17 protein-coding genes are annotated in these 19149 nt (G+C 70.7%); 3 read left to right on the plus strand and 14 right to left on the minus strand.

Annotated elements, in window-relative coordinates:
• Positions 1 to 54 precede the first annotated feature (54 nt).
• Complete coding sequence (pknB, locus tag ACFVMC_RS17570) at positions 55 to 2001, plus strand: Stk1 family PASTA domain-containing Ser/Thr kinase (protein ID WP_379211370.1); 1947 nt, start codon at positions 55 to 57, stop codon at positions 1999 to 2001.
• A gap of 60 nt (positions 2002 to 2061) precedes the next feature.
• Here the strand turns inward: pknB and ACFVMC_RS17575 are convergent, their stop codons facing one another.
• Positions 2062 to 3450 (minus strand): class II 3-deoxy-7-phosphoheptulonate synthase, encoded by a 1389-nt coding sequence (locus ACFVMC_RS17575; RefSeq protein ID WP_379211371.1) that lies wholly within the window; start codon positions 3448 to 3450, stop codon positions 2062 to 2064.
• Between the two features lie 173 nt (positions 3451 to 3623).
• On the opposite strand from ACFVMC_RS17575, the gene ACFVMC_RS17580 reads away from it, so the two are divergent.
• Entirely contained in the window at positions 3624 to 4112 is a 489-nt protein-coding gene (locus tag ACFVMC_RS17580) for a polyadenylate-specific 3'-exoribonuclease AS (RefSeq protein WP_379211558.1), read from the plus strand.
• Positions 4113 to 4114: 2 nt separating this feature from the next.
• Here the strand turns inward: ACFVMC_RS17580 and ACFVMC_RS17585 are convergent, their stop codons facing one another.
• From ACFVMC_RS17585 to ACFVMC_RS17605, 5 genes are all read right to left on the minus strand, one after another.
• On the minus strand, positions 4115 to 5008 hold the full coding sequence (locus ACFVMC_RS17585; protein ID WP_379211373.1) for a phytoene/squalene synthase family protein: 894 nt from the start codon (positions 5006 to 5008) through the stop codon (positions 4115 to 4117).
• Entirely contained in the window at positions 5005 to 6660 is a 1656-nt protein-coding gene (locus tag ACFVMC_RS17590) for an alpha-(1->6)-mannopyranosyltransferase A (RefSeq protein WP_379211560.1), read from the minus strand. Before ACFVMC_RS17590 ends, ACFVMC_RS17585 begins: the two co-directional genes overlap by 4 nt.
• Before the next feature lie 79 nt (positions 6661 to 6739).
• Positions 6740 to 8314 carry a phytoene desaturase family protein gene (gene crtI / locus ACFVMC_RS17595; RefSeq protein WP_379211374.1) on the minus strand — a complete coding sequence of 525 codons (1575 nt, stop codon included), beginning with the start codon at positions 8312 to 8314 and terminating at the stop codon, positions 6740 to 6742.
• Between the two features lie 74 nt (positions 8315 to 8388).
• Positions 8389 to 8589, minus strand: a complete 201-nt coding sequence (locus tag ACFVMC_RS17600; RefSeq protein ID WP_379211376.1) for a hypothetical protein — start codon at positions 8587 to 8589, stop codon at positions 8389 to 8391.
• Positions 8586 to 9755, minus strand: coding sequence for a polyprenyl synthetase family protein (locus tag ACFVMC_RS17605; protein WP_379211378.1), 1170 nt, complete (start codon positions 9753 to 9755; stop codon positions 8586 to 8588). Before ACFVMC_RS17605 ends, ACFVMC_RS17600 begins: the two co-directional genes overlap by 4 nt.
• Positions 9756 to 9966: 211 nt before the next feature.
• Here ACFVMC_RS17605 and ACFVMC_RS17610 point away from each other — a divergent pair, with 211 nt between their 5' ends.
• Complete coding sequence (locus ACFVMC_RS17610) at positions 9967 to 10968, plus strand: methylenetetrahydrofolate reductase (RefSeq protein ID WP_379211379.1); 1002 nt, start codon at positions 9967 to 9969, stop codon at positions 10966 to 10968.
• A gap of 46 nt (positions 10969 to 11014) precedes the next feature.
• Here the strand turns inward: ACFVMC_RS17610 and ACFVMC_RS17615 are convergent, their stop codons facing one another.
• The 8 genes from ACFVMC_RS17615 to ACFVMC_RS17650 are packed head-to-tail and all read right to left on the minus strand — an operon-like array spanning position 11015 to position 19148.
• Positions 11015 to 12160 carry an LLM class flavin-dependent oxidoreductase gene (locus ACFVMC_RS17615; RefSeq protein WP_379211381.1) on the minus strand — a complete coding sequence of 382 codons (1146 nt, stop codon included), beginning with the start codon at positions 12158 to 12160 and terminating at the stop codon, positions 11015 to 11017.
• The gene (locus ACFVMC_RS17620; RefSeq protein ID WP_379211383.1) at positions 12157 to 12957 is read right to left on the minus strand and encodes a DUF1684 domain-containing protein; all 801 of its coding nucleotides are present in this window, start codon (positions 12955 to 12957) and stop codon (positions 12157 to 12159) included. The genes ACFVMC_RS17615 and ACFVMC_RS17620 overlap by 4 nt, the downstream gene beginning before the upstream one ends.
• The gene (locus tag ACFVMC_RS17625; protein WP_379211385.1) at positions 12954 to 14312 is read right to left on the minus strand and encodes an NtaA/DmoA family FMN-dependent monooxygenase; all 1359 of its coding nucleotides are present in this window, start codon (positions 14310 to 14312) and stop codon (positions 12954 to 12956) included. The genes ACFVMC_RS17620 and ACFVMC_RS17625 overlap by 4 nt, the downstream gene beginning before the upstream one ends.
• Complete coding sequence (locus tag ACFVMC_RS17630) at positions 14299 to 15426, minus strand: LLM class flavin-dependent oxidoreductase (RefSeq protein WP_379211387.1); 1128 nt, start codon at positions 15424 to 15426, stop codon at positions 14299 to 14301. The genes ACFVMC_RS17625 and ACFVMC_RS17630 overlap by 14 nt, the downstream gene beginning before the upstream one ends.
• Positions 15419 to 17083 carry a dipeptide ABC transporter ATP-binding protein gene (locus tag ACFVMC_RS17635; protein ID WP_379211389.1) on the minus strand — a complete coding sequence of 555 codons (1665 nt, stop codon included), beginning with the start codon at positions 17081 to 17083 and terminating at the stop codon, positions 15419 to 15421. Before ACFVMC_RS17635 ends, ACFVMC_RS17630 begins: the two co-directional genes overlap by 8 nt.
• Positions 17080 to 17943 (minus strand): ABC transporter permease, encoded by an 864-nt coding sequence (locus tag ACFVMC_RS17640; RefSeq protein WP_379211391.1) that lies wholly within the window; start codon positions 17941 to 17943, stop codon positions 17080 to 17082. The genes ACFVMC_RS17635 and ACFVMC_RS17640 overlap by 4 nt, the downstream gene beginning before the upstream one ends.
• On the minus strand, positions 17936 to 18166 hold the full coding sequence (locus tag ACFVMC_RS17645; RefSeq protein ID WP_379211392.1) for a hypothetical protein: 231 nt from the start codon (positions 18164 to 18166) through the stop codon (positions 17936 to 17938). Before ACFVMC_RS17645 ends, ACFVMC_RS17640 begins: the two co-directional genes overlap by 8 nt.
• Positions 18159 to 19148 carry an ABC transporter permease gene (locus tag ACFVMC_RS17650; RefSeq protein WP_379211394.1) on the minus strand — a complete coding sequence of 330 codons (990 nt, stop codon included), beginning with the start codon at positions 19146 to 19148 and terminating at the stop codon, positions 18159 to 18161. The genes ACFVMC_RS17645 and ACFVMC_RS17650 overlap by 8 nt, the downstream gene beginning before the upstream one ends.
• Position 19149 lies beyond the last annotated feature (1 nt).

A 19149-nucleotide genomic window follows, 5' to 3' on the forward strand; every position in this document is an offset into this window, starting at 1 on the left:
AGTTACCATCGTGGGGGCCGCACGGCGCGGACGAGAGGTTTTGGAGGACATCACGTGATCGGGCAGATCCTGGAGGGGCGCTACCGGATTGACGCGTCGATCGCGCGGGGCGGGATGTCGATGGTCTTCCGGGGGATGGACACCCGGCTCGACCGCCCGGTCGCGATCAAGGTGATGGACCCGAAATTCGCCGGTGACCCGCAGTTTCTGTCCCGTTTCGAATTCGAGGCGCGCGCGGTCGCCAAACTCAAGCATCCGTCGCTGGTCGCGGTGTACGACCAGGGCGTGGACGGCGACTACCCGTTCCTGATCATGGAGCTGGTCGAAGGCGGCACCCTGCGTGAACTGCTGCGCGAGCGCGGCCCGATGCCACCGCACGCCGTGCGGGCGGTGGCCGAGCCGGTACTGGAGGCGATCGGCGTCGCGCACGCGGCCGGGCTGGTCCACCGCGACATCAAACCCGAGAACGTGCTCATCTCCGACGCCGGCGACGTCAAGATCGCCGATTTCGGGTTGGTCCGAGCGGTCGCCGCGGCCAACACCACCTCGGCGAGCGTCATCCTCGGCACGGCCGCCTACCTGTCGCCGGAGCAGGTCATGTCCGGGTCGGCCGATTCCCGCAGCGACGTGTACTCCTTCGGCATCCTGATCTTCGAACTGCTGACCGGGCAGGTGCCGTTCACCGGCGATACGTCGATCTCGGTGGCATACCAGCGCATCGAGAACGACGTGCCCGCCCCCAGCGCGTACATCGCGGGCGTGCCGCCGGAGTTCGACGACCTGGTCGCGCGCGCCACCGCCCGCGAACCCCTGCACCGTTTCGCCGACGCCCGGGAGATGGCAGCCGAACTGCGCGCCATCGCCGCCGATCTGGAGCTGCCCCCGTACCGGGTGCCCGCACCGAAGGAATCGGCCCAGCATCACAGTGCAGGATTCACCGCTGTCACTCCACAACCTGCCCCGCGCTCCGCGCCGCAGCACACGCCCGCCCCGCAGCACACGAAGGTCGTCACCACGACGCGGGCCCGCGTCGCCGACTACGGTCCGGACGATTACAACGCCACCGAGGTCCACCCGTACGCACCCGCGCCGCGCCGGGATCAGCCCTACGGCTCCGATCCGGTGCGTTCCCGGCGCACCGCGCTGGTGTGGGCGGCGATCGTGGTGGCACTGACCCTGCTGGTCGGCATCGGCGGCTGGTGGCTCGGCGTCGGCCGGTACACGGCGGTTCCGCCCGTCGCCGGGCTGAGCGTGGAGCAGGCGACAGCCGCCCTGCAGAACGCCGGATTCGAGACCGAAACCCGGCAGAAAGCCTCCGACACCATCCCCGTCGGCGGCGTCGTCGGCACCGACCCTTCCGCGGGCTCCAAGGTGACCGACGGCTCGATGGTGTCCGTGCTGATCTCCAGCGGCAAACCTCGGGTGCCCGACGTGCAGCCCGGCGCCGAGATCAAGAAGGTCAACCAGTTGATCCGGGACGCCGGACTGCAACCCATCGACGCGGGTGAGATCGGCAGCCAGCTGCCCAAGGGCAGCCTGGTGCGGGTCGACCCGGAGGTCGGCACCGTGCTGCCGATGGGCGCGCAGGTGAAGGTGTACCGCAGCAACGGCGAACCGCCCAAGCCGCTGCCCGATGTGCGCGGCAAGACGGTCGAGGAGGCCACGGCGGCGCTCACCAAGGCCGGGGTCAAGATCAAGGGGCAGCGCACCGAATTCGACGCGGACATCGAATCGGGCCAGGTGGTGGCCACCGACCCCGCCGCGGGCACCGTCGTCGGCTCCGGTGATTCGGTGACGCTCATCGTGTCCGACGCGGTGAAGGTGCCGTGGGTGATGGGCTCCAGTGTGGGCGAAGCCCGAAAGAAACTGGTGGAGCTGGGATTCAAGGTGCGGGTCCAGTCGATCACCAACTCCGACTCCTCCGTCGTGGTCGGTCAGGCGCCCGCCGCGACCACCCGGGTCCAGCCGGGCAGCACCGTCACCCTGACCGCGCTTCCCTGAGCGAAAAAGACAGCGGGCCCGCCGGAATTCCGGCGGGCCCGCTGTCGTGAACGCTGTTTGTCAGCGCAGCATTTCCGCGACCAGGAAGGCCAGCTCGAGCGACTGCTGAGTGTTCAACCGCGGATCACAGGCCGTCTCGTAGCGATCGTTGAGATCCAGATCCGAAATGTCCTGCGCGCCACCGAGGCATTCGGTGACATCCTCACCGGTGAGCTCGATGTGCAGACCACCCGGATGCGTACCCAGCGCGTGATGCACCTCGAAGAAACCCTGTACCTCGTCGACGATCCGATCGAAATGCCGGGTCTTGAAACCGGTGGACGCCTCGTGGGTGTTGCCGTGCATCGGATCGCACTGCCAGATCACCTGATGTCCGGTGGCCTGGACCTTCTCGATGATCGGCGGCAGCGCCTCACGCACCTTGCCGTTGCCCATGCGCGAGACGATGGTCAGGCGGCCCGGCTCGTTGTTCGGATCCAGCCGCTCGACGTACTCCACCGCCTGATCGGGGGTGGTGGTGGGGCCGATCTTCAAGCCGATCGGATTGGCCAGCAGTTCCGCGAACGCGATGTGCGCGCCGTCGAGCTGGCGGGTGCGCTCACCGATCCACAGGAAGTGCGCGGACAGATCGTAGAGGGCGGGTTCGCCGGTGACCGGGTTCTCGCCCAGGCGCAGCATGGCGCGCTCGTAGTCGAGCACCAGCGCCTCGTGGCTGGCGTACAGGCGCGCGGACTGCAGGCTGGGATCGTTGACCCGGCAGGCCGTCATGAAAGCCAAGCCGCGGTCGATCTCCTCGGCCAGGGCCTCGTAGCGGGCGCCCGCGGGCGACTGGGCGACGAAATCGCGGTTCCAGTCGTGCACCTTGTGCAGGTCCGCCATGCCGGCGCTGGTCAGCGCGCGCACCAGGTTCATCGCGGCGCTGGCGTTGGCGTAGGCGCGAACCAGGCGCGACGGATCGTGCTCGCGCAGCTTCTCGTCGGCGACCAGCGAGTTCACCATGTCGCCGCGGTAGGACTTCAAACCCTTGGAGTCGGTATCGGCGGAGCGCGGCTTGGCGTACTGGCCCGCGATCCGGGCCACCTTGACCACCGGCAGGCTGGCGCCGTAGGTGAGCACCACGGCCATCTGCAGCAGGGTGCGGATATTGCCGCGAATATGCGGTTCGGTGTTGTCGGCGAAGGTCTCCGCGCAGTCGCCGCCCTGCAGCAGGAACGCCTCACCGCGCGCCACCTCGGCGAGCCGCTCCCGCAGCTCCTCCACCTCGGCGGGAACGCAGATCGGCGGCACGCTCTCGAGCACGGTGCGCATCTTCGCCGCCTGCTCCGGATCCCACGACGGCTGCTGTAGCGCGGGGCGGGCCAGCGCGTCGTCCAAGCGCCTGCGCAACTCGACGGGCAGCGGCGGCAGTTCCGGCAAGCGGTCGATGGGTACGTCGACGGTCCAGTTCACGTGCCTCAGCTTACGGTCAGTCCGGTGGTGGGGGGCACCCCGAGGTAGTGCTGAATCACGGCACCATGGTGTCGGGATCGCCCACCTTGGTGGGGCTTGCGGCAAACGCCCGGCAGATGGCGCATAGGGTTGGCGGCAGGGTCACGACAAGATCGAGAAGCGAGGCGATCGCACTGCGGTATTTCTACGATTCGGAATTCATCGAGGACGGGACGACCATCGACCTCGTCTCGATCGGATTCGTCTGCGAGGACGGCCGCGAATACTATGCGGTATCAACTGAATTCGACGCCGAACGAGCCGGGCCGTGGGTGCGCAAACACGTCCTCCCGCAGCTCCCGCCCCGTACTTCCCCGCTGTGGCGCACCCGCGAGCAGATCCGCGACGATCTCTACAAGTTCCTGATCCCCCGCCCGTCCATCCAGCCGGAACTGTGGGCCTGGGTCGGCGCCTACGACCACGTCGCCCTGTGCCAACTCTGGGGCTCCATGATCGACCTCCCCCCGAACCTGCCCCGCTACACCAACGAACTCCGCCAGCACTGGGACGCCCACGGCCGCCCCGACCTCCCGCCCATCCCTCCCGACGCCCACGACGCCCTCGCCGACGCCCGCCACAACCTGGCCAAGTTCGAAGCCATCGAGGCGGCGCGGCGGCGCTGAGTTCAGCGCGACATGAGCTGGGTCGCCGCGACCCGCAAGCGCTTCGGCACCCCGACCACCGCCCGGGAGCCGAACACGGCGTAGTCGCGGCGTTCGATCTCGGTCAGGATGCCCGCGTAGAGGGCGCTGGCGGTGCGGATGGCGGGGCGCACCCGCGGGTCGAGCAGGTCGATGCCGGGGTCGGCGCGGCGGTAGACGCCGCGGGTGACGGCGATCAGATGTGCCAGCGCGCGTCGCACGCGCGGGTCGGTGTGCCCGGTGCGGCGGCAGTGCGCGAGCAGGTCGGGGTCGACGCCGAAGGCGGTGAGGTCGTCGGCGGGCAGGTAGATCCGGCCGCGATCGAGGTCTTCGGCGATGTCGCGCAGGAAGTTGGTGAGCTGGAAGGCTTCGCCGAGGGCCGCGGCGGCGGGTTCGGCCTCGGCCCGGGGGACGACGGTGCCGAGTACCGGCAGGAGTTGCAGGCCGATGGCGGCGGCGGATCCGCGCATGTATTCGCGCAGTTCGGCCATGCTGGCGTAGCGGGACCGGAAGTGTGGTGAGCCGGGCAGATCCATGCGCATGGCGTGCAGGAAGGTCCAGAAGTGCGCCGGCGCGATGTCGTAGCGCGTGATGGTGTCGGTGACGGCGAGCAGGACCGGGTCGTCGGCGACGGTGGCGGGGCCGGTGTCGAGGGCGGCGCGCAGACGCGCTTCGAGGCGGTCGAGTTCCGTGCCGGGGTCGGCGTGTGCGCCGTGGTCGACGATGTCGTCCACCTGGCGTGCGAACGCGTACAGGGCGTGGACGGCCGGTCTGCGTGGTGCGGACAGTAGGCGGGTGGCCAGGAAATAGGTGCGTCCGTGCTCGGCGGCGATCCGCCCGCAGATCCGGTAGGCGGCTTCGAGTGGGGTGGAGCTCATGGACGCGGTGCGGCGGCTTCCGCGGGCGTCGGGGTGGCGCGCAGGCGCAGCGGGTCGACCTTGCGCAGGGACAGCGCGGCGACCACGGCGACGAAGGCCGCCGCCGCGACGTGCCAGAAGTTGTACAGGCCGATATTGCCGTCCGGGGTGAAGACCAGCATCAACCAGGTGCACAGCCCCACCAACACCATCAGTGTGGTGGTGGACAGCGCGAAGCCGGCGGCCAGCGCCAGCGGCCAGGAGTAGTACCAGGGCAGCGCGGCGGGGGAAAGGATGACGATGGCGACGAACGCGATGGTGATGCCGAGCACCGCCTCGCGTTCGCTGTGCCGGAATCGCCACCAGGTCCAGATTAGGGCCAGCCCCAGCACAACCTGCCCCATCTTGCGGGTCAGGTGGAGCACCGGTGCCTGGTCGAACGGGGTCACCCAGGTGACCATGTCAGCGAGGACGGTGGGCAGCGACAGCCAGTTGATGATCTTGTTGGAGCCTTCGAGCGCTTGCAGCCAGCCGATACCGACGCCGGCGAGCAGCGAGGCCGCGGCGAAGACCGCTGTGAACACCACCAGCCCCAAGCCCGCGATCTTGACGAAAACGAACGCCGGATGCGGCATGTCCTGGGAGGGCCGGGCCGCGTCGGGATCGATCACCTGCGGGTCGTCGGTGGCGGTGCCGAGGCGTTCTGCGGCTCGCTTCTCCTTCTCGTGCAGCATCCAGATCCACACGAGGAAGGGCAGCGCGATGCCCGCGGTCGCTTTGATGGCGACGCCGATCGCGACGACCACGATGCCCGCCACGTGGTGACGTTCCAGCACCAGCGCGATGCCCGCGCACATCAGGCCGACCATAAGCATCTCGTTGTGCACGCCGCCGATCAGGTGGATCAGCACCAGTGGGTTGAGCACGGCCAGCCACAGCGCGACCGTCGGCTTGCCGCCGAGATGCTTGGTCAGATAGGGCACCGCCCACATCATCAGGGCCAGCCCGGGCAGCATCACCAGGCGCAGGCCGATGGTCCCCGCGACCACGTTGTCACCGGTGATCTCGGTGACTCCCTGGGCGAGCAGCAGGAAGATCGGGCCGTAGGGTGCGGTGGTCGTCGTCCAGACCGCGCTCACATTGTCCAGCAGCACACCAGGATTGGCGACCGGGCCGACCGCATAGGGATCGAACCCGTCCCGCAGCAGCGCCCCCTGCGCCAGATAGGAGTAGGCATCGCGGCTGAACATCGGCACCGCGAACAGCAGCGGGAAGATCCAGATACCGACGATGGCGCGCAGCTCGTTCAGCGTGACCTCGGCGCCGGGCCGGTCGCCGGTGCCGATGGTGGTGCGGCCCAGCCGCACCCACGCGGTGATCATGAGCAGGACGCCGATCCAGACGAACATGCTCGACAGCACGAGGCCGTGCCCGAACCGTAGCCAGGACAGATGCCAGGATTCCAACAGCGGGTCGACCTTGCGGACGCTGCCCGCGCCGAAGCCGCCGAAGGTGATCATGAACGCGCCGACGAACCCCATCAGGGCCGCGTGGCCCTCGGGGCTGCGGGCGAAGTCGGCGTAGGTCTGCATCCGGGACCGGGCGGGTCGCGGGGTCGCGACGGTGTGCCCGGTGTCGGGGGCGACGCTCGGTGTGTCGACGGTGATGCGCATGTCCGGGGATGCCATGTGGTGTCGGTCCCCCCGGATAGGTCGGCGGTCGCAACCGCGAGCGAATAGGTCGGCGATCAGTTTAATGCTTCGCTGGGAACCCTAGCGCCATGGTAGGTGCGGTTTCACCCGAAGTCGCCGCCGCCGGGCCGGTAATTCGGGTTGCCGCCAGTTTTCCGGACAGCAGCACGGTGGGCACGCCGACGCCCGGGGTGGTGCCGCAACCGGCGATAACCACATTGTCGCTGGACCTCGGCAGGTTGCGCGGCCGGAACGGCCCGGTCTGCCGGAAGACGTGCGCCGCGGAGAACGGTGTGCCCGCCAGCATGCCCTGGTCGCGCCAGGTGTACGGGGTGTCGAGGTGGTCGACGGTGAAGTGTTCGGCGATGCCGGTGTACCCGCGCTGCTCGAGCACGGCCAGCAGTTCGCGGAGGTAGGACGGGCCGAGCCGGTCCCAATCCAGCGGCGCGGCATCGAGATTCGGGCACGGGGCGAGCAGCGAGAACGGTTCGTGCGGTCCGTCGCCGCGCGGGATGTACAGGCCGGGATCGGTGAGCGCGGGCCGGGTCAGCAGCAGTGACGGGTCGCTCATGAGCCGCCCGCGACCGCGGCGGGCCGCGATTTCGGCGAAGGTGCGGTCCCAGGCGGCGCCGAAGTCGATGGTGTGGTGGGCCTGTATCGGCCAGCCCGCGGCTACCTCGGCGGGGACCGTGCCGTGCGCGACGACCGCCGAGGGCGCGGCCCGCAGCCGGCGGCGGCGGATGCCGAACCGTTCGATCGAGCCGAGGTCGGCGGTCAGGACGACGGCGTCGCAGTCCAGGGCCCGCCCGTCGGCGGTGCAGACGCGCCGGGCCCGCCCGCCCGCGTAGTCGATGCCCACGACCTCGGTGCCCAGTTCCAGCGTGCCGCCCGCTTCGGTGAAGGCCCGCGCCAGCGCCGCGGCCACCGCTCGCATGCCGCCCTCGGGGAAGTACACGCCGAGCGAGGTGTCCATATGGGGGATCGCGCCGTACACCGCGAGCGCCTGGGCCGGCGGCAGCCCGGCGTACAGCGCCTGGAAGGTGAACAGCCGGGCCAGCCGCGGGTCGCGCAGGATCCGTCCGACCCGGGGGCCGAGCCGGCCGAACCCGCCGATTCGCGCCAGGTCCAGCAGGGCGGCCCGCTTCTCCGGCCGCCGCACCAGATCCAGCGGCGAGTCGAAGTTGGTGTCCATGAACTCGGTGAACTCGGCCGCGTAGATCCGGCCCAGCCAGGCGCGCAGCCGCCGGTAGCGGCGGGCCTCGCCCGGCCCGCAGGTCCGGGTGACCTCCTCGGCCATGGCGTCGGGGTCGGCGAACACGCGGATGTCGGTGTCATCGGCGAATCGCGCGTGATAGCTCGGTGTGAGGAGATGGATGCGCAGTCCGCACGACTCGGGTGTGCGGCCGACCGCCGCGAGTGCGTCGCCGACCAGCTCGGGCAGCGTCAGAACGGTTGCGCCGGAATCGATCTCGTAGTCAGGGCCGCGATACACCCCGACCCGGCCGCCCACGTGGTCGGCGCGTTCGAGCAGCGTGACCGTGCGCCCGGCGCCGGTCAGGTGCAGCGCCGCCGCGAGCCCGGCCAGACCGGCGCCCACCACGACGACCCGATCGGTCGGTCCCGCAACGGTTTTCATCGAACTATCTCCTCGCCCAGGCATGCCGATACCTCCGAGCACCGTCGGTGGCCGGAGGTATCGAACGGAAGGTGCTATTCGCCGGTCTGCTCGTCGGCCGTGGCGGCGCAGGCCTTCGGCAGCCGGATGGCACGGCGGGCGGGCAGGGCCGCGCCCATCATGATGCGGCGCTCGGTGAGCACGAAGCTCTTGCCGCGACGCCTTCCGGTCGTCCGCGGCGCGGGCCCCGCACCGACCGTGATTACTCGATCGGCTGGTCCCACAACGGCTTTCATGCGGTCCTCCTGGTTGCGGCGAGTGCCATCGCACGCAATGACTGTTTCGCGGATGTGGTGGCGGTTGAGTTCTCGATCGCGGCCAGGCCGCGTTCGGTCAGGTCGGCGATGCGGGCTTCCACGTCGTCGACGGCGCCGAGATCGGTGAGCACGGCCCGCAGCCGCTCCACCTCCTCGGCGCTCAGATCGGTGCCGATGCTGGTGCGCAGCAGAGCGGCGGCGGCCGGATCGGTGGCGTCGGCGCGGCGCAGTGCCTCGGCGAGCAGCACCGTGCGCTTGCCTTCGCGCAGGTCGTCGCCGGAGGGCTTGCCCGTGACGGCCGGGTCGCCGAACACCCCGAGCAGGTCGTCACGCAACTGGAAGGCGATGCCGATATCGGTGCCGAACTCACGGTAGGCGTCGAACAGCCCGGCGTCGGCGTCGGCGATGGCGGCGCCCAGGTGCAGCGGGCGCTCGACGGTGTAGGCGGCGGTCTTGTAGCGGTTGATCCGTAGCGCCGCCTCGACCGAGTCGTCGCCGCCTGCCTCGCCGTTGATGTCGAGCAGCTGCCCGCCCAGCACCTCGGTGCGCATCAGCGCCCAGAGCGGGGCGAACCGGCCGACGGTGGCGTCGTCCAGGCCGGAGGCGTGGACCATGTCGTCGGCCCAGGCCAGCGCGAGATCGCCGATCAGGATGGCGACGCTGGCCCCGAAGTGGGCGGAGTCGCCGGCCCAGCCGCGCTCGCGGTGGCGCTGTTCGAAGTCGACGTGCACGGTCGGCCACCCGCGCCGGGTGCGTGAGGAGTCGATGATGTCGTCGTGGATGAGCGCGCAGGCCTGCACCAGTTCGAGTGCGGCGCAGGCGCTGAGGACCGCGGGCGCTTCGGGGCCGTCGGGGTCGCCGCCCGCGCCGAGCCAGCCGGTCCAGGCGAACGCTGGCCGGGTGCGCTTACCGCCGCGCAGCACGAACAGCTCCAGCGCTTCGGCGGATTCGACGAACGGGGCGCCCAGCGGGTCGACCGTGGTGCGTTTGGCGGCGAAGAATTCGGTGAGGGCCTTCTCCACCGCGACGACGAACTCGGGTGCGCTCAGTTGTGCGGCGGCCGCCCCGGTCACCTCGGCGGGTCTGTGCGCCGACGACAGGGTTCGAGACGGGGTACCTGGTCCGGCGGACAGGGCAGCCTCCAAACGTGGTGCACGGGCCGCGTGGTGCGTGACGCGGCGGAAGTCGGTGTGTCGGGCTCGGAGCCGAGGCGGGAGATCAACCAGGTCACCGCGTGGGTACTGCCCAGTAAAAGGATACGCGCGCGGGTAGCCGCCGGGGTCGGGCGGGGCCACCTCATTTCCCGCGATGTGGGAGTAAATAGGTCGAACGTGCAGGTCCCCCTACACTGGACCGGTGACTTTCGATGACTTACGGGGCAGTTCGGCCCCTGGCCGACCTGCCCGGACGCCACCGATCGTCTCCGGAACCCCCTCGGTCGTGCAGCGCCTGCGGACCCACGGCGCGCGGGCTGTGCCGTTCTCGGTGGAGTTCAATCCGCCGCGCGATGCCGCCGCGGAGGCCCGGCTGTGGCGGGCGGTGCGCGAGTTCGAGCGTATGCATCCCGCCTTCGTGTCCATGACCTACGGCGCGGGTGGTTCCACGCGCGATCGCACTGTCCGGGTGACCGGCCAGCTGGCGCAGGAGACGATCCTGCTGCCGGTGGCCCACCTGACCGCGGTCGGGCACAGTGTGGCCGAGCTGCGCTCGCTGGTCGGCGCGTACGCCGATTCCGGGATCAAGAACATTCTGGTGCTGCGCGGCGATCCGCCGGGCGATCCGCTCGGTGCGTGGACCAGGCATCCGAACGGTGTCGAGTACGCCGAGGAGCTGGTCCGGATCGTGCGCGATCTGGGTGATTTCCATGTCGGTGTCGCCTCGTTCCCGCAGGGCCATCACCGGTCGCCGGATCTGGATCACGACACCGAGTTCCTGGCCGCGAAACTGCGTGCGGGCGCGGAGTATTCGATCACCCAGATGTTCTTCGACGTCGAACACTATCTGCGGCTGCGGGATCGGCTGGCGGCCTTCGATCCGGTCGAGGCGGAGAAGCCGATCATTCCGGAGCTGATGCCGATCACCTCGCTGCGCACGGTCGCGCGTGCGGAGGAACTGTGCGGCCGGCCGCTGCCGGGCCGGGTGCTGGAGCGGTTGCGCCGGGCCGCCGGTGACGGCCCGGAGGAGAACCGGGCCGCCGTGCGCGAGGTCGGTATCGAGATCGCCACCGAGATGGGCCAGCGCCTGATCGACGAGGGCGCCCCCTGCCTGCACTTCATCACATTGAACTTCGCGAAGGCGACCAGCGAGGTGCTGACCAACCTGGGCTACGGCGTGACCGCCGCACCGCTGAGCGCCTGACCCACCAGCCGGGTGCACCGGCGAGCGGCACGGTGAGGTAGCTAAATCACGCCGCGCGGGTAGCGCGGGCGTCCCACGCCTCGGCCAGCAGCCGATGCGAGTCCAGCCGGTCGGCGTGCCGGTGCGTGACACTGGTGATCAGCAGTTCGTCCGCCCCGCTGACGCGTTGCAGGGCCGCGAGCCGGTCGGTCACCGTGCCGGGCGAGCCGACGAGCTGGGTCGCGACCCGGTCGGCCACCAGCCGCTGCTGGTCGGCGGTCAGCGGTCCGGCGGTGTCGGGGTCCGGATACTCCGGCGCACCCGCTCCGCTTCGGATCCCGTGTACCCAGTGGCCGTAACTGGAGGCCAGATGTTGTGCGGCGGTATCGGTTTCGGCCACCACCACATCCGCGGAGAGCACCACGTAGGGTTCGGCGAGCCGCACCGAGGGCCGGAAGGCGGCCCGATAGGACTCGACGGCGTCCAGCGCGGTGCCGGGTGCGACGTGGTAGGCCGCGGCGAACGGCAGTCCCAGCCGTCCGGCGATCTCGGCGCTGGTTCCGCCGGAGCTGCCGAACAGCCACAGGTCGACCTTCGCGCCCGCACCCGGCACCGCCCGCAGCGCGAATCCGTCCGGGGTGGTGTAGGTGTCGGCCAGCAGCGCGCGGATGTCGTCGACCTGTTCGGCGAAGTCCTGCGGCTGCGCGCCCTCCTGGTGCAGTGCGTGCAGACCGGCGAGGTATTTGGATCGGTCGGCGATTCGGCCGGGATCGAACGGCGGCGGGATCACCACGCCGTCGCGGACCTCGGTGCGCCCGGTCGCGGTGTCGATCGCCGGGCGCTTCGGCCGGGCCGGTTCCGCCCCGAACTGGGTCTTGCGATGCCCGGAGCGGCCGATGCCCAGGTCCAGCCGCCCAGGGTAGAGCGCGTCGACGGTGCCGAACGCCTCCACGATCGAGGCCGAGGTGTGGTGGCCGACCTGCACCGCTGCCGTACCCACCCGGATCCGGTCGGTGGCCGCCGCGATCAACCCGAGCAGCGTGATCGACGACGAGCTCGCCACCGCGACGAAATGATGTTCGGCCAGCCAATACCGGTGGTAGCCCCACTGTTCGGCGCGGCGGGCCAGATCGACGGTGTTACGCAGCGCCTGCTGCGCGGTGGACCCGGCGCTGATCGGCGACAGATCGAGGATCGACAGCGGAACGCTCATGCCCGGCCACCCGGCCGCCGCTCGCCCGCCTCGACGGCCACCCGCAACCGGTTCTGTTCGGGCGCGATGGGGCAGGTCGCGAAATCGGTGAAGGCGCAGGGCAGGTTCGCTGCCCGGTTGAAATCCAGATCTACGGTGCCGTCGGCGGCGGGTGCGCCGACGGCCAGCGACCGTGCCGCCGGATAGGTGGTGACACCGCTGGTGGCGTCGGTGAACAGCACCCGCAGATCCGTGCCGCTGCCGAAGGCCACCACCTGTTCGGTCACGCCGTCGATGCTGAATTCGATGGTGCCCGTGGCAGTGTGATGGTGTTCCAAACCCTCGACCACCGCGCCCGTGGTGAGCGTCTGCGGCGCGTCGAAGGGCCGGTAGTGACCGGTCACCACCCACCGCGGGTCCGGCGCGTAGACCGGAATACCCTCGAAGGTGATCAGGCTCGGGGCCGCCGGGTCGTGTACCCGGACCGCGTACCGGCCGGTGCGCCGGATCACCTCGAGGATCCGATCACCATGTCGCACTTCGAGTCCCGGCGCGCCTTCGACCGGCGTCAGGATCTGCACACCGGCGATCTCGGCGTCCGCGTGCGCGAGCCGGTCACCGGGCTGGGCGGTGACGAAGACCTTGTCGTCGGTCACCCACCAGGTGCCGGGCACGTTCGCGAGACGTTCGGGCTGATCGGTGAGCCAATGCAGTCCGGTCAGGCTCAGGAAGCCGAGCGGGTCGCGCAGCTGCGCCTCCCGGTCCCGATGCCACCGGGCCCAGTCGGTCTCGAATTCGGTTGCGGTGCTGGTGGTCATGACGCGCGGGCTCCTTCGTGGACGGTGTGACGGGGATGGCGCAGGCCGAGATGGTCGCGCAGGGTCGTGCCGGTGTAGGCGGTGCGGAAGCTGCCGCGGTCCTGGAGTTCCGGGACGACCCGGTCGACGAATTCATCGAGCCCGCCGGGGGTGAGGTGCGGAACGAGAATGAAACCGTCCGCGGCCTCGGCCTGGACGTACTCGTCGATCCGGGCGGCGACCTGCGCGGGCGTTCCCACGAACTGCTGGCGGGCGGTGACCTCGATGATGAGTTCGCGGATGCTGAGCTTGTCCGCCTCGGCCTTGGCGCGCCAGGCCTCGGCGACCGCGCGCGGATCCTTGGCGTGCCGCACCCGGCCGCGGGTGATGTTCACATTGTCGGCCGGTTCGATCTCGGGCAGCGGCCCGTCCGGGTCGTAACCGGAAAGGTCACGGCCCCACACCTGTTCGAGAAAGGCGAGGGCAGTCTGCGGGCCGACCTGCTGGCGGCGGATGTGGTGGGCGCGCTCATGCGCGTCGGCCTCGGTGTCGCCGAGCACGAAGGTGGCGGCGGGCAGGATCTTCAGGTCCTCGGGTGCGCGACCGTATTTCGCGAGGCGGCCCTTGAGGTCGGCGTAGAACTTCTGCCCGGCTGCCAGTGTGCCGTGGCCGGTGAAGATGGCATCGGCGGTGGCGGCCCCGAATTCGCGGCCCTCGTCGGAATCGCCCGCCTGCAACTGCACCGGGTAGCCCTGTGGGCTCGGCGGCAGGACGAAGGTGGCGTCGATCTCGAATTGTGAGGAGCGGATCCGGGTTTCGGCGACATCGTGGGCGAATACGCCGGTGTCGCGGTCCACCACCAGCGCGTCGTCGGGCCAGCTGGCCCATAGCGCCCGGCTGGCCTGGACCACCTCGGCGGCGCGCTGGTAGCGCTGGCTGTGCTCCAGATAGCCGCCGCGGCGGAAGTTCTCGCCGGTGAACGCGTCGGAGGAGGTGACGGCGTTCCAGGCGGCGCGGCCGCCCGAGAGGTGATCCAGGGTCGCGAATTGCTTTGCCAGCTCGAAAGGTTCGTTGAACGTGGTGTTGATGGTGCCCGCCAGGCCGAGCCGGTCGGTGACCCCGGCGAGCGCGTTGAGCACGGTGAAGGTGTCGGGGCGGCCCACCACGTCCAGGTCGTGGATGCGATCGCGGTGCTCGCGCAGCCGCAGCCCCTCGGCCAGGAAGAAGAAGTCGAACAGTCCGCGTTCGGCGGTGCGGGCCAGGTGGCGGAAGGAGGCGAAGTCGATCTGACTGCCGGACTCCGGATCCGCCCAGACGGTGGTGTTGTTGACGCCGGGGAAGTGCGCGGCGAGGTGGACTTGTCTACGTGGTGGCATGGATCTCTCGGTTCGGCGACGCGTAGCGGCTGAGGGGGCGGTGCAGGCCGAGCCGGTGCCGGAACCCGGTGCCCGCCACGGGTTTACGGTTCAGTTCGGTGAGGCGGGCCAGGACCGGCGCGGTGGCCAGCGGCCGCAGCACGACACCGTCGGCGATCCGGTCGCGCCCGATCTCGTCGAGCAGGGCGCGCAGGGTCGCGGTGGTGCCGAGGTGGCGCAGCGCGGGGGAGTCCGCCGCGGCCCAGCGATCGAGCTCGCGAACCTGCGCGCGGGCCGCTTCGACCGTGTCGGCGAGGTGCAGGTCCAGATCCAGCAGGACGCGCACCGAATCGGGATCCCGATCGGCGGCGGCCAGCGCGGCGCGCAACTCGTCCCGGCGGGCACGGGCCGCTGCCAGGTCGGTGGCGGCGACCCGGATCAGATCCGCGCGGCGGATCGCGACGGCCGTGCTCTCGGGGTGTGCGGCGCGCACCACCACGATCGGCTGCCCCTGCGGTGGCCGCGGGGTGATCGAGGGACCGCGCACCGAGAAGTTGTCCCCGGCGAAATCGATGTAGTGCAGCTTGTCCCGGTCGATGAACCGCCCGGTGGGCTCGTCGCGGATTTCGGCGTCGTCCTCCCAGCTGTCCCACAGCCGGGTGACGACCTCGATTGCCTCGTCCGCTTCGTGCCACAGTGCCGCCGCATCCTGAACCTGTTTGCGGCCGAAGGCTTTCGCCTCGGCCGCGGTCTCGGAGACGGTCACCTCCCAGCCCGCCCGGCCGAGCGCGGCGAAGTCCAGGCTCGCGATCGCCTTGGACAGGTGGAAGGGCTCGGTGTGGGTGACGGCGGCCTGGGGCAGCAGTCCGATGCCGTGCGTGGCCGCCGCGACCCGCGCGGCGACCGCAACCGCGTCGAGCCGGCTCCGGGTGACGCCCGGTCCGCCGGGTTGCAGCGCGAACCCGTCGGGCAGGAAAACCGCGTCGGCCCCGGCCTTTTCGGCGGCCTGGACGACGTCCACCCAGTACGCACCGGTGAACAGGTGCTCCGCGGCCGAGTCGGGGCGGCGCCAGGCGGCCGGGTGGACGCCCGGTCCTGCGGGTTCGACGCCGAGAAACAATCTCGGATCAGTCATGTGCGGCAATCCTCTCCCTGGGTACGGCCGCGAGCAGCTCGCGGGTGTATTCGTGCTGCGGCGAGTTGAAAATGTCCGCGGTGGAGCCGGTTTCGACGATGCGGCCGTGCCGCATGACCGCGACCCGGTCGCTGATCCGTCGCACCACGGTGAGGTCGTGCGAGATGAACAGATAGCTCAGGCCGAGTTCGTCTTGCAGCCGGTCCAGCAGTTCGAGGATCTGGGCCTGGATCGAGGCGTCCAGCGCCGAGACGGGTTCGTCCAGGACCAGCAGTTCCGGGTGCAGCGCCAGCGCGCGGGCGATCGCTACGCGCTGGCGCTGCCCGCCGGAGAGTTCGGCGGGCCGGCGCTGTGCGACAGTCGCCGGCAGCGCGACCTGGTCCAGGAGTTCGCCGACCCGGGCCGTGCGGGCACCGATACCGAAGGCGCGCAGCGGCTCGGCGATGATGCGCGCTACCCGCCAGCGGGGATCCAGTGAGGCGTAAGGGTTCTGGTACACCACCTGGATGCGCCGGCGCAGCGCGCGCAGCCGGGCTCCGCGCAATCGGGTCAGGTCGTGCCCGTCGAAGGCGACCGTTCCGCTGTCGGGGGTGAGCAGCCGCAAAGCGATTCGTGCCGTGGTCGACTTGCCGGAGCCGGATTCGCCGACCAGCGCCAGGGTTTCGCCGCGGCGCAGCTCGAAGCTCACGCCGTCGGCCGCGGTCACCGAACCCCCGCGCGTGGCGAATCGCTTGTGTACCTCGCGCACCGACAGCAGCGGCGGGCCGTCGGCCCGGGGCGAACGGAAGCCCTCGAACGGCGCCAGGCTGGGCGCGGCGGCCAGCAGCCGTCGGGTGTACGGATGCTGTGGCGCCCGCAGCAGGTCCGCGGTGGGCCCGGTCTCGACGATCGCGCCGTCGTGCAGCACGATCAGCCGGTCCGCCCGTTCGGCGGCCACCGCGAGATCGTGGGTGATCAGCAGCACCGCGGTGCCGCGCGCGGTGGTCTGGGCGGTGAGCTGATCCAGGACCCGGCGGGCCACCGTGGTGTCCAGCGCGCTGGTCGGTTCGTCGGCGATCACCAGGTCGGGGGTGGCGATCAGCGCGGCGGCGATCAGCACCCGTTGCCGCTGCCCGCCGGACAGCTGGTGCGGATACTGGCGCGCCCGCAGCTCCGGCCGGTCCAGTCCGGCGTCGGCGAGCAGGCGGATCGCCCGCTCTCGCGCCTGCGCGGGTGCCGCGAGCCCGTGCACGAGCAGGGTCTCGGCGACCTGGTCACCCACGCGCCGAACCGGATTCAGTGACAGGCCGGGATCCTGCGGAACGAATCCGAGGCGAGCGCCGCGCAGGCGTCGCCAGGCGCGTTCGTCCTCGTGTGCGACCGGGCGCCCGTCGAAGGTGATGGTTCCGCCGGTGATCTCCGCGGGCTGGTCGAGCAGCCCGAGCAGCGCGTGCCCGAGCGTCGACTTCCCCGAACCGGATTCGCCGACCAGCGCGACCACCTCGCCGGGCGCCAAGGTGAACGACACACCGCCCAGCGCGGTAACCGAACCGGTGGCGGAGCCGTATCGCACCGCGAGGTCCTCGACCCGCAGCAGCGTGGCGCCGGTCGCGCCCGGACCGGTGCGCGTGGTTGCACCCCCTCGCGGTGCAACCACGCCCGGCGTACCCCGGCTCATCGCCGGACCGCCGGTCCGGCGGCGCGGCCGAGCTGCTGCGCGGCGACCACCACGGCGATGATGACCGCGCCCGGCAGCAGGGTCAGCCACCAGGCCAGCGCGAGGTAGCCGCGTCCCTCGGAGATGAGCGAACCCCATTCCGGCGTAGGTGGTTTCGCGCCGTAGCCGAGAAAGCTCAGCGCGGACACCGACAGCACCGCCATCCCGAATTCGACGGCCGCGAGCGCGAGCACGGGCTGCGCGGAATTCGGCAGGACGTGCCGGGCGAGTACGGCGTACCAGCGGACCCCGCTCGCGTGCGCCGCCTCCACGTAGGTCTCGGCGCGCACCCGCAGCACTTCCGAGCGCATCACCCGGGCGAAATTGGCGATGAGCGAAACACCAACGGCGACAGCCACATTGCGGGTGCCGAAGCCCAACGCCGTGACCAGGGCCAGGGCCAGCAGCAGCGACGGGATGGCCAGCAGCACATCGACCACCCGCATGATCGCGGTGTCCACGATGCCGCCCGCCGCACCCGCCAGCAGTCCCAGTAGCGACCCGGCGACCAGCGCGATGGCGACAGCGGTGAGCGTCGCCGAGAGCGACAGGCTCGCGCCGTGCACGATCCGGGTGTACAGGTCGCGCCCGAGATTGTCGGTGCCGAACCAGTGTTCGGCACCGGGCGGCTGGAACTTCTGCGCGGGAACGCCGGTCAGCGGATCACCACCGGCGAATACCGAGGGGAACAGCGCCCAGCCCAACGCGAGCAGCGCCACCACCGCGGCGAGCACCGTGAAGGCGTTGGCGCGTAACCGGATCCAGGACAGCGGTCGCGGCCGGGGGAGAACGGCGGCGCGTCTGCCGAGCAGATCAACCATGGGTGCGCACCGCCTCCGCGATCGCCGCGAAGGCCCACGGTGACTCGGCGTCGGCACGCAGCCAGCTCCAACGTCCAGAACTCCGCGGCGCGGCCGGATCGACGGGGAGCCAGGGCGTGAAACCGAACCCGGCGGCGAGTGGGCCCCGGGTGAACTCGAAGAGCTCGGCCAGGACGGTCGCGGGCAGATCGAGCGGGGGTGGGGTCGGATCGTGCTCAGGCACGGGCGGACACCTCCTCGGTGGTGCTGAGAATGGTCGGCGCGGCGTTGTCGCGCCGGGCGGCGATGCGCGGGTCGAGCAGCGGATAGATCAGATCGACCGCGAGGTTCACCGCGACGAAGATGAGTGCGCTGAGCAGCACGACGCCCTGCACCACCGGAATGTCCTGGGCCAGTACCGCGCTCTGGGTGAGCCGCCCGATCCCGGGCCGCGCGAACACGCTCTCCACCACCACGGCACCGGCCAGGATGTGACCGACCAGCACGCCCGCGATGGTGAAGGTCGGCACGCTGGCCGGGCGCAGCACGTGCCGGCGCCGTACCCACCAGCGCGAACCGCCCTTGGCCAGTGCGACATCCACGAACGGCTGCCGCCAGGTGGACTCCACGCCGGAGATCAGCACCTGGGCGAGCACCGCGCCGATCGGCAGCGCCAGGGTCAGCGCCGGCAGCACGGTGCCCGCGAAACTCTGTCCGCCGAACGCGGGCGCGAGCCGCCAGCGGAACGAGAACAGTTGCAGCAGAAGCAGTCCGGTGAAGAAGGTGGGCACCGCGACGCCGATCGAGGGCAGCGCGGCGAGGGCGGCGCGCAGCCACGGACGCCGGGTGGCGGTAGCCGTCAGCGCCAGCCCGACGCCGCCAAGCACGGCGAAGAGCAGTGTCAGCGCGGCCAGGCCCAGGGTCGCGGGCAGCGCCTCGCCGATCGCCTCGGTCACCGGCTGGCCGGTGCTGATGGAATGGCCCAGATCGCCGCACAGCGCGTGCGTCAGCGCGGTCCAGTACTGCTGCCACAGTGGCTGATCCAGGCCGTAGCGGGCCTGCAATTCGGCGATCGCCGCGGCATCGGTCGGCGCGCCGAGGTCCGCGCCCGCGGCGATGGACACCGGATCGGCGGGCAGCAGGTAGAGCACCGCGAAGGACACGGTGAACGCGGCCCACAGCACCCAGAGTGCCTGTGCCGCACGAGCTGTCAGATATCGCGGCACG

Origin of the sequence: Nocardia sp. NPDC127579, assembly GCF_042672005.1 — a bacterium.
Taxonomy (GTDB): domain Bacteria; phylum Actinomycetota; class Actinomycetes; order Mycobacteriales; family Mycobacteriaceae; genus Nocardia.

What these genes read in the sequence shown, in the direction of transcription:
- ACFVMC_RS17585 (WP_379211373.1), bottom strand. Translation starts at nt 5,008, where the DNA reads ATGAGCTCCACCCCACTCGAAGCCGCCTACCGGATCTGCGGGCGGATC.
- ACFVMC_RS17590 (WP_379211560.1), bottom strand. Translation starts at nt 6,660, where the DNA reads ATGCGCATCACCGTCGACACACCGAGCGTCGCCCCCGACACCGGGCAC.
- crtI (WP_379211374.1), bottom strand. Translation starts at nt 8,314, where the DNA reads ATGAAAACCGTTGCGGGACCGACCGATCGGGTCGTCGTGGTGGGCGCC.
- ACFVMC_RS17600 (WP_379211376.1), bottom strand. Translation starts at nt 8,589, where the DNA reads ATGAAAGCCGTTGTGGGACCAGCCGATCGAGTAATCACGGTCGGTGCG.
- ACFVMC_RS17615 (WP_379211381.1), bottom strand. Translation starts at nt 12,160, where the DNA reads ATGAGCGTTCCGCTGTCGATCCTCGATCTGTCGCCGATCAGCGCCGGG.
- ACFVMC_RS17620 (WP_379211383.1), bottom strand. Translation starts at nt 12,957, where the DNA reads ATGACCACCAGCACCGCAACCGAATTCGAGACCGACTGGGCCCGGTGG.
- ACFVMC_RS17625 (WP_379211385.1), bottom strand. Translation starts at nt 14,312, where the DNA reads ATGCCACCACGTAGACAAGTCCACCTCGCCGCGCACTTCCCCGGCGTC.
- ACFVMC_RS17630 (WP_379211387.1), bottom strand. Translation starts at nt 15,426, where the DNA reads ATGACTGATCCGAGATTGTTTCTCGGCGTCGAACCCGCAGGACCGGGC.
- ACFVMC_RS17635 (WP_379211389.1), bottom strand. Translation starts at nt 17,083, where the DNA reads ATGAGCCGGGGTACGCCGGGCGTGGTTGCACCGCGAGGGGGTGCAACC.
- ACFVMC_RS17640 (WP_379211391.1), bottom strand. Translation starts at nt 17,943, where the DNA reads ATGGTTGATCTGCTCGGCAGACGCGCCGCCGTTCTCCCCCGGCCGCGA.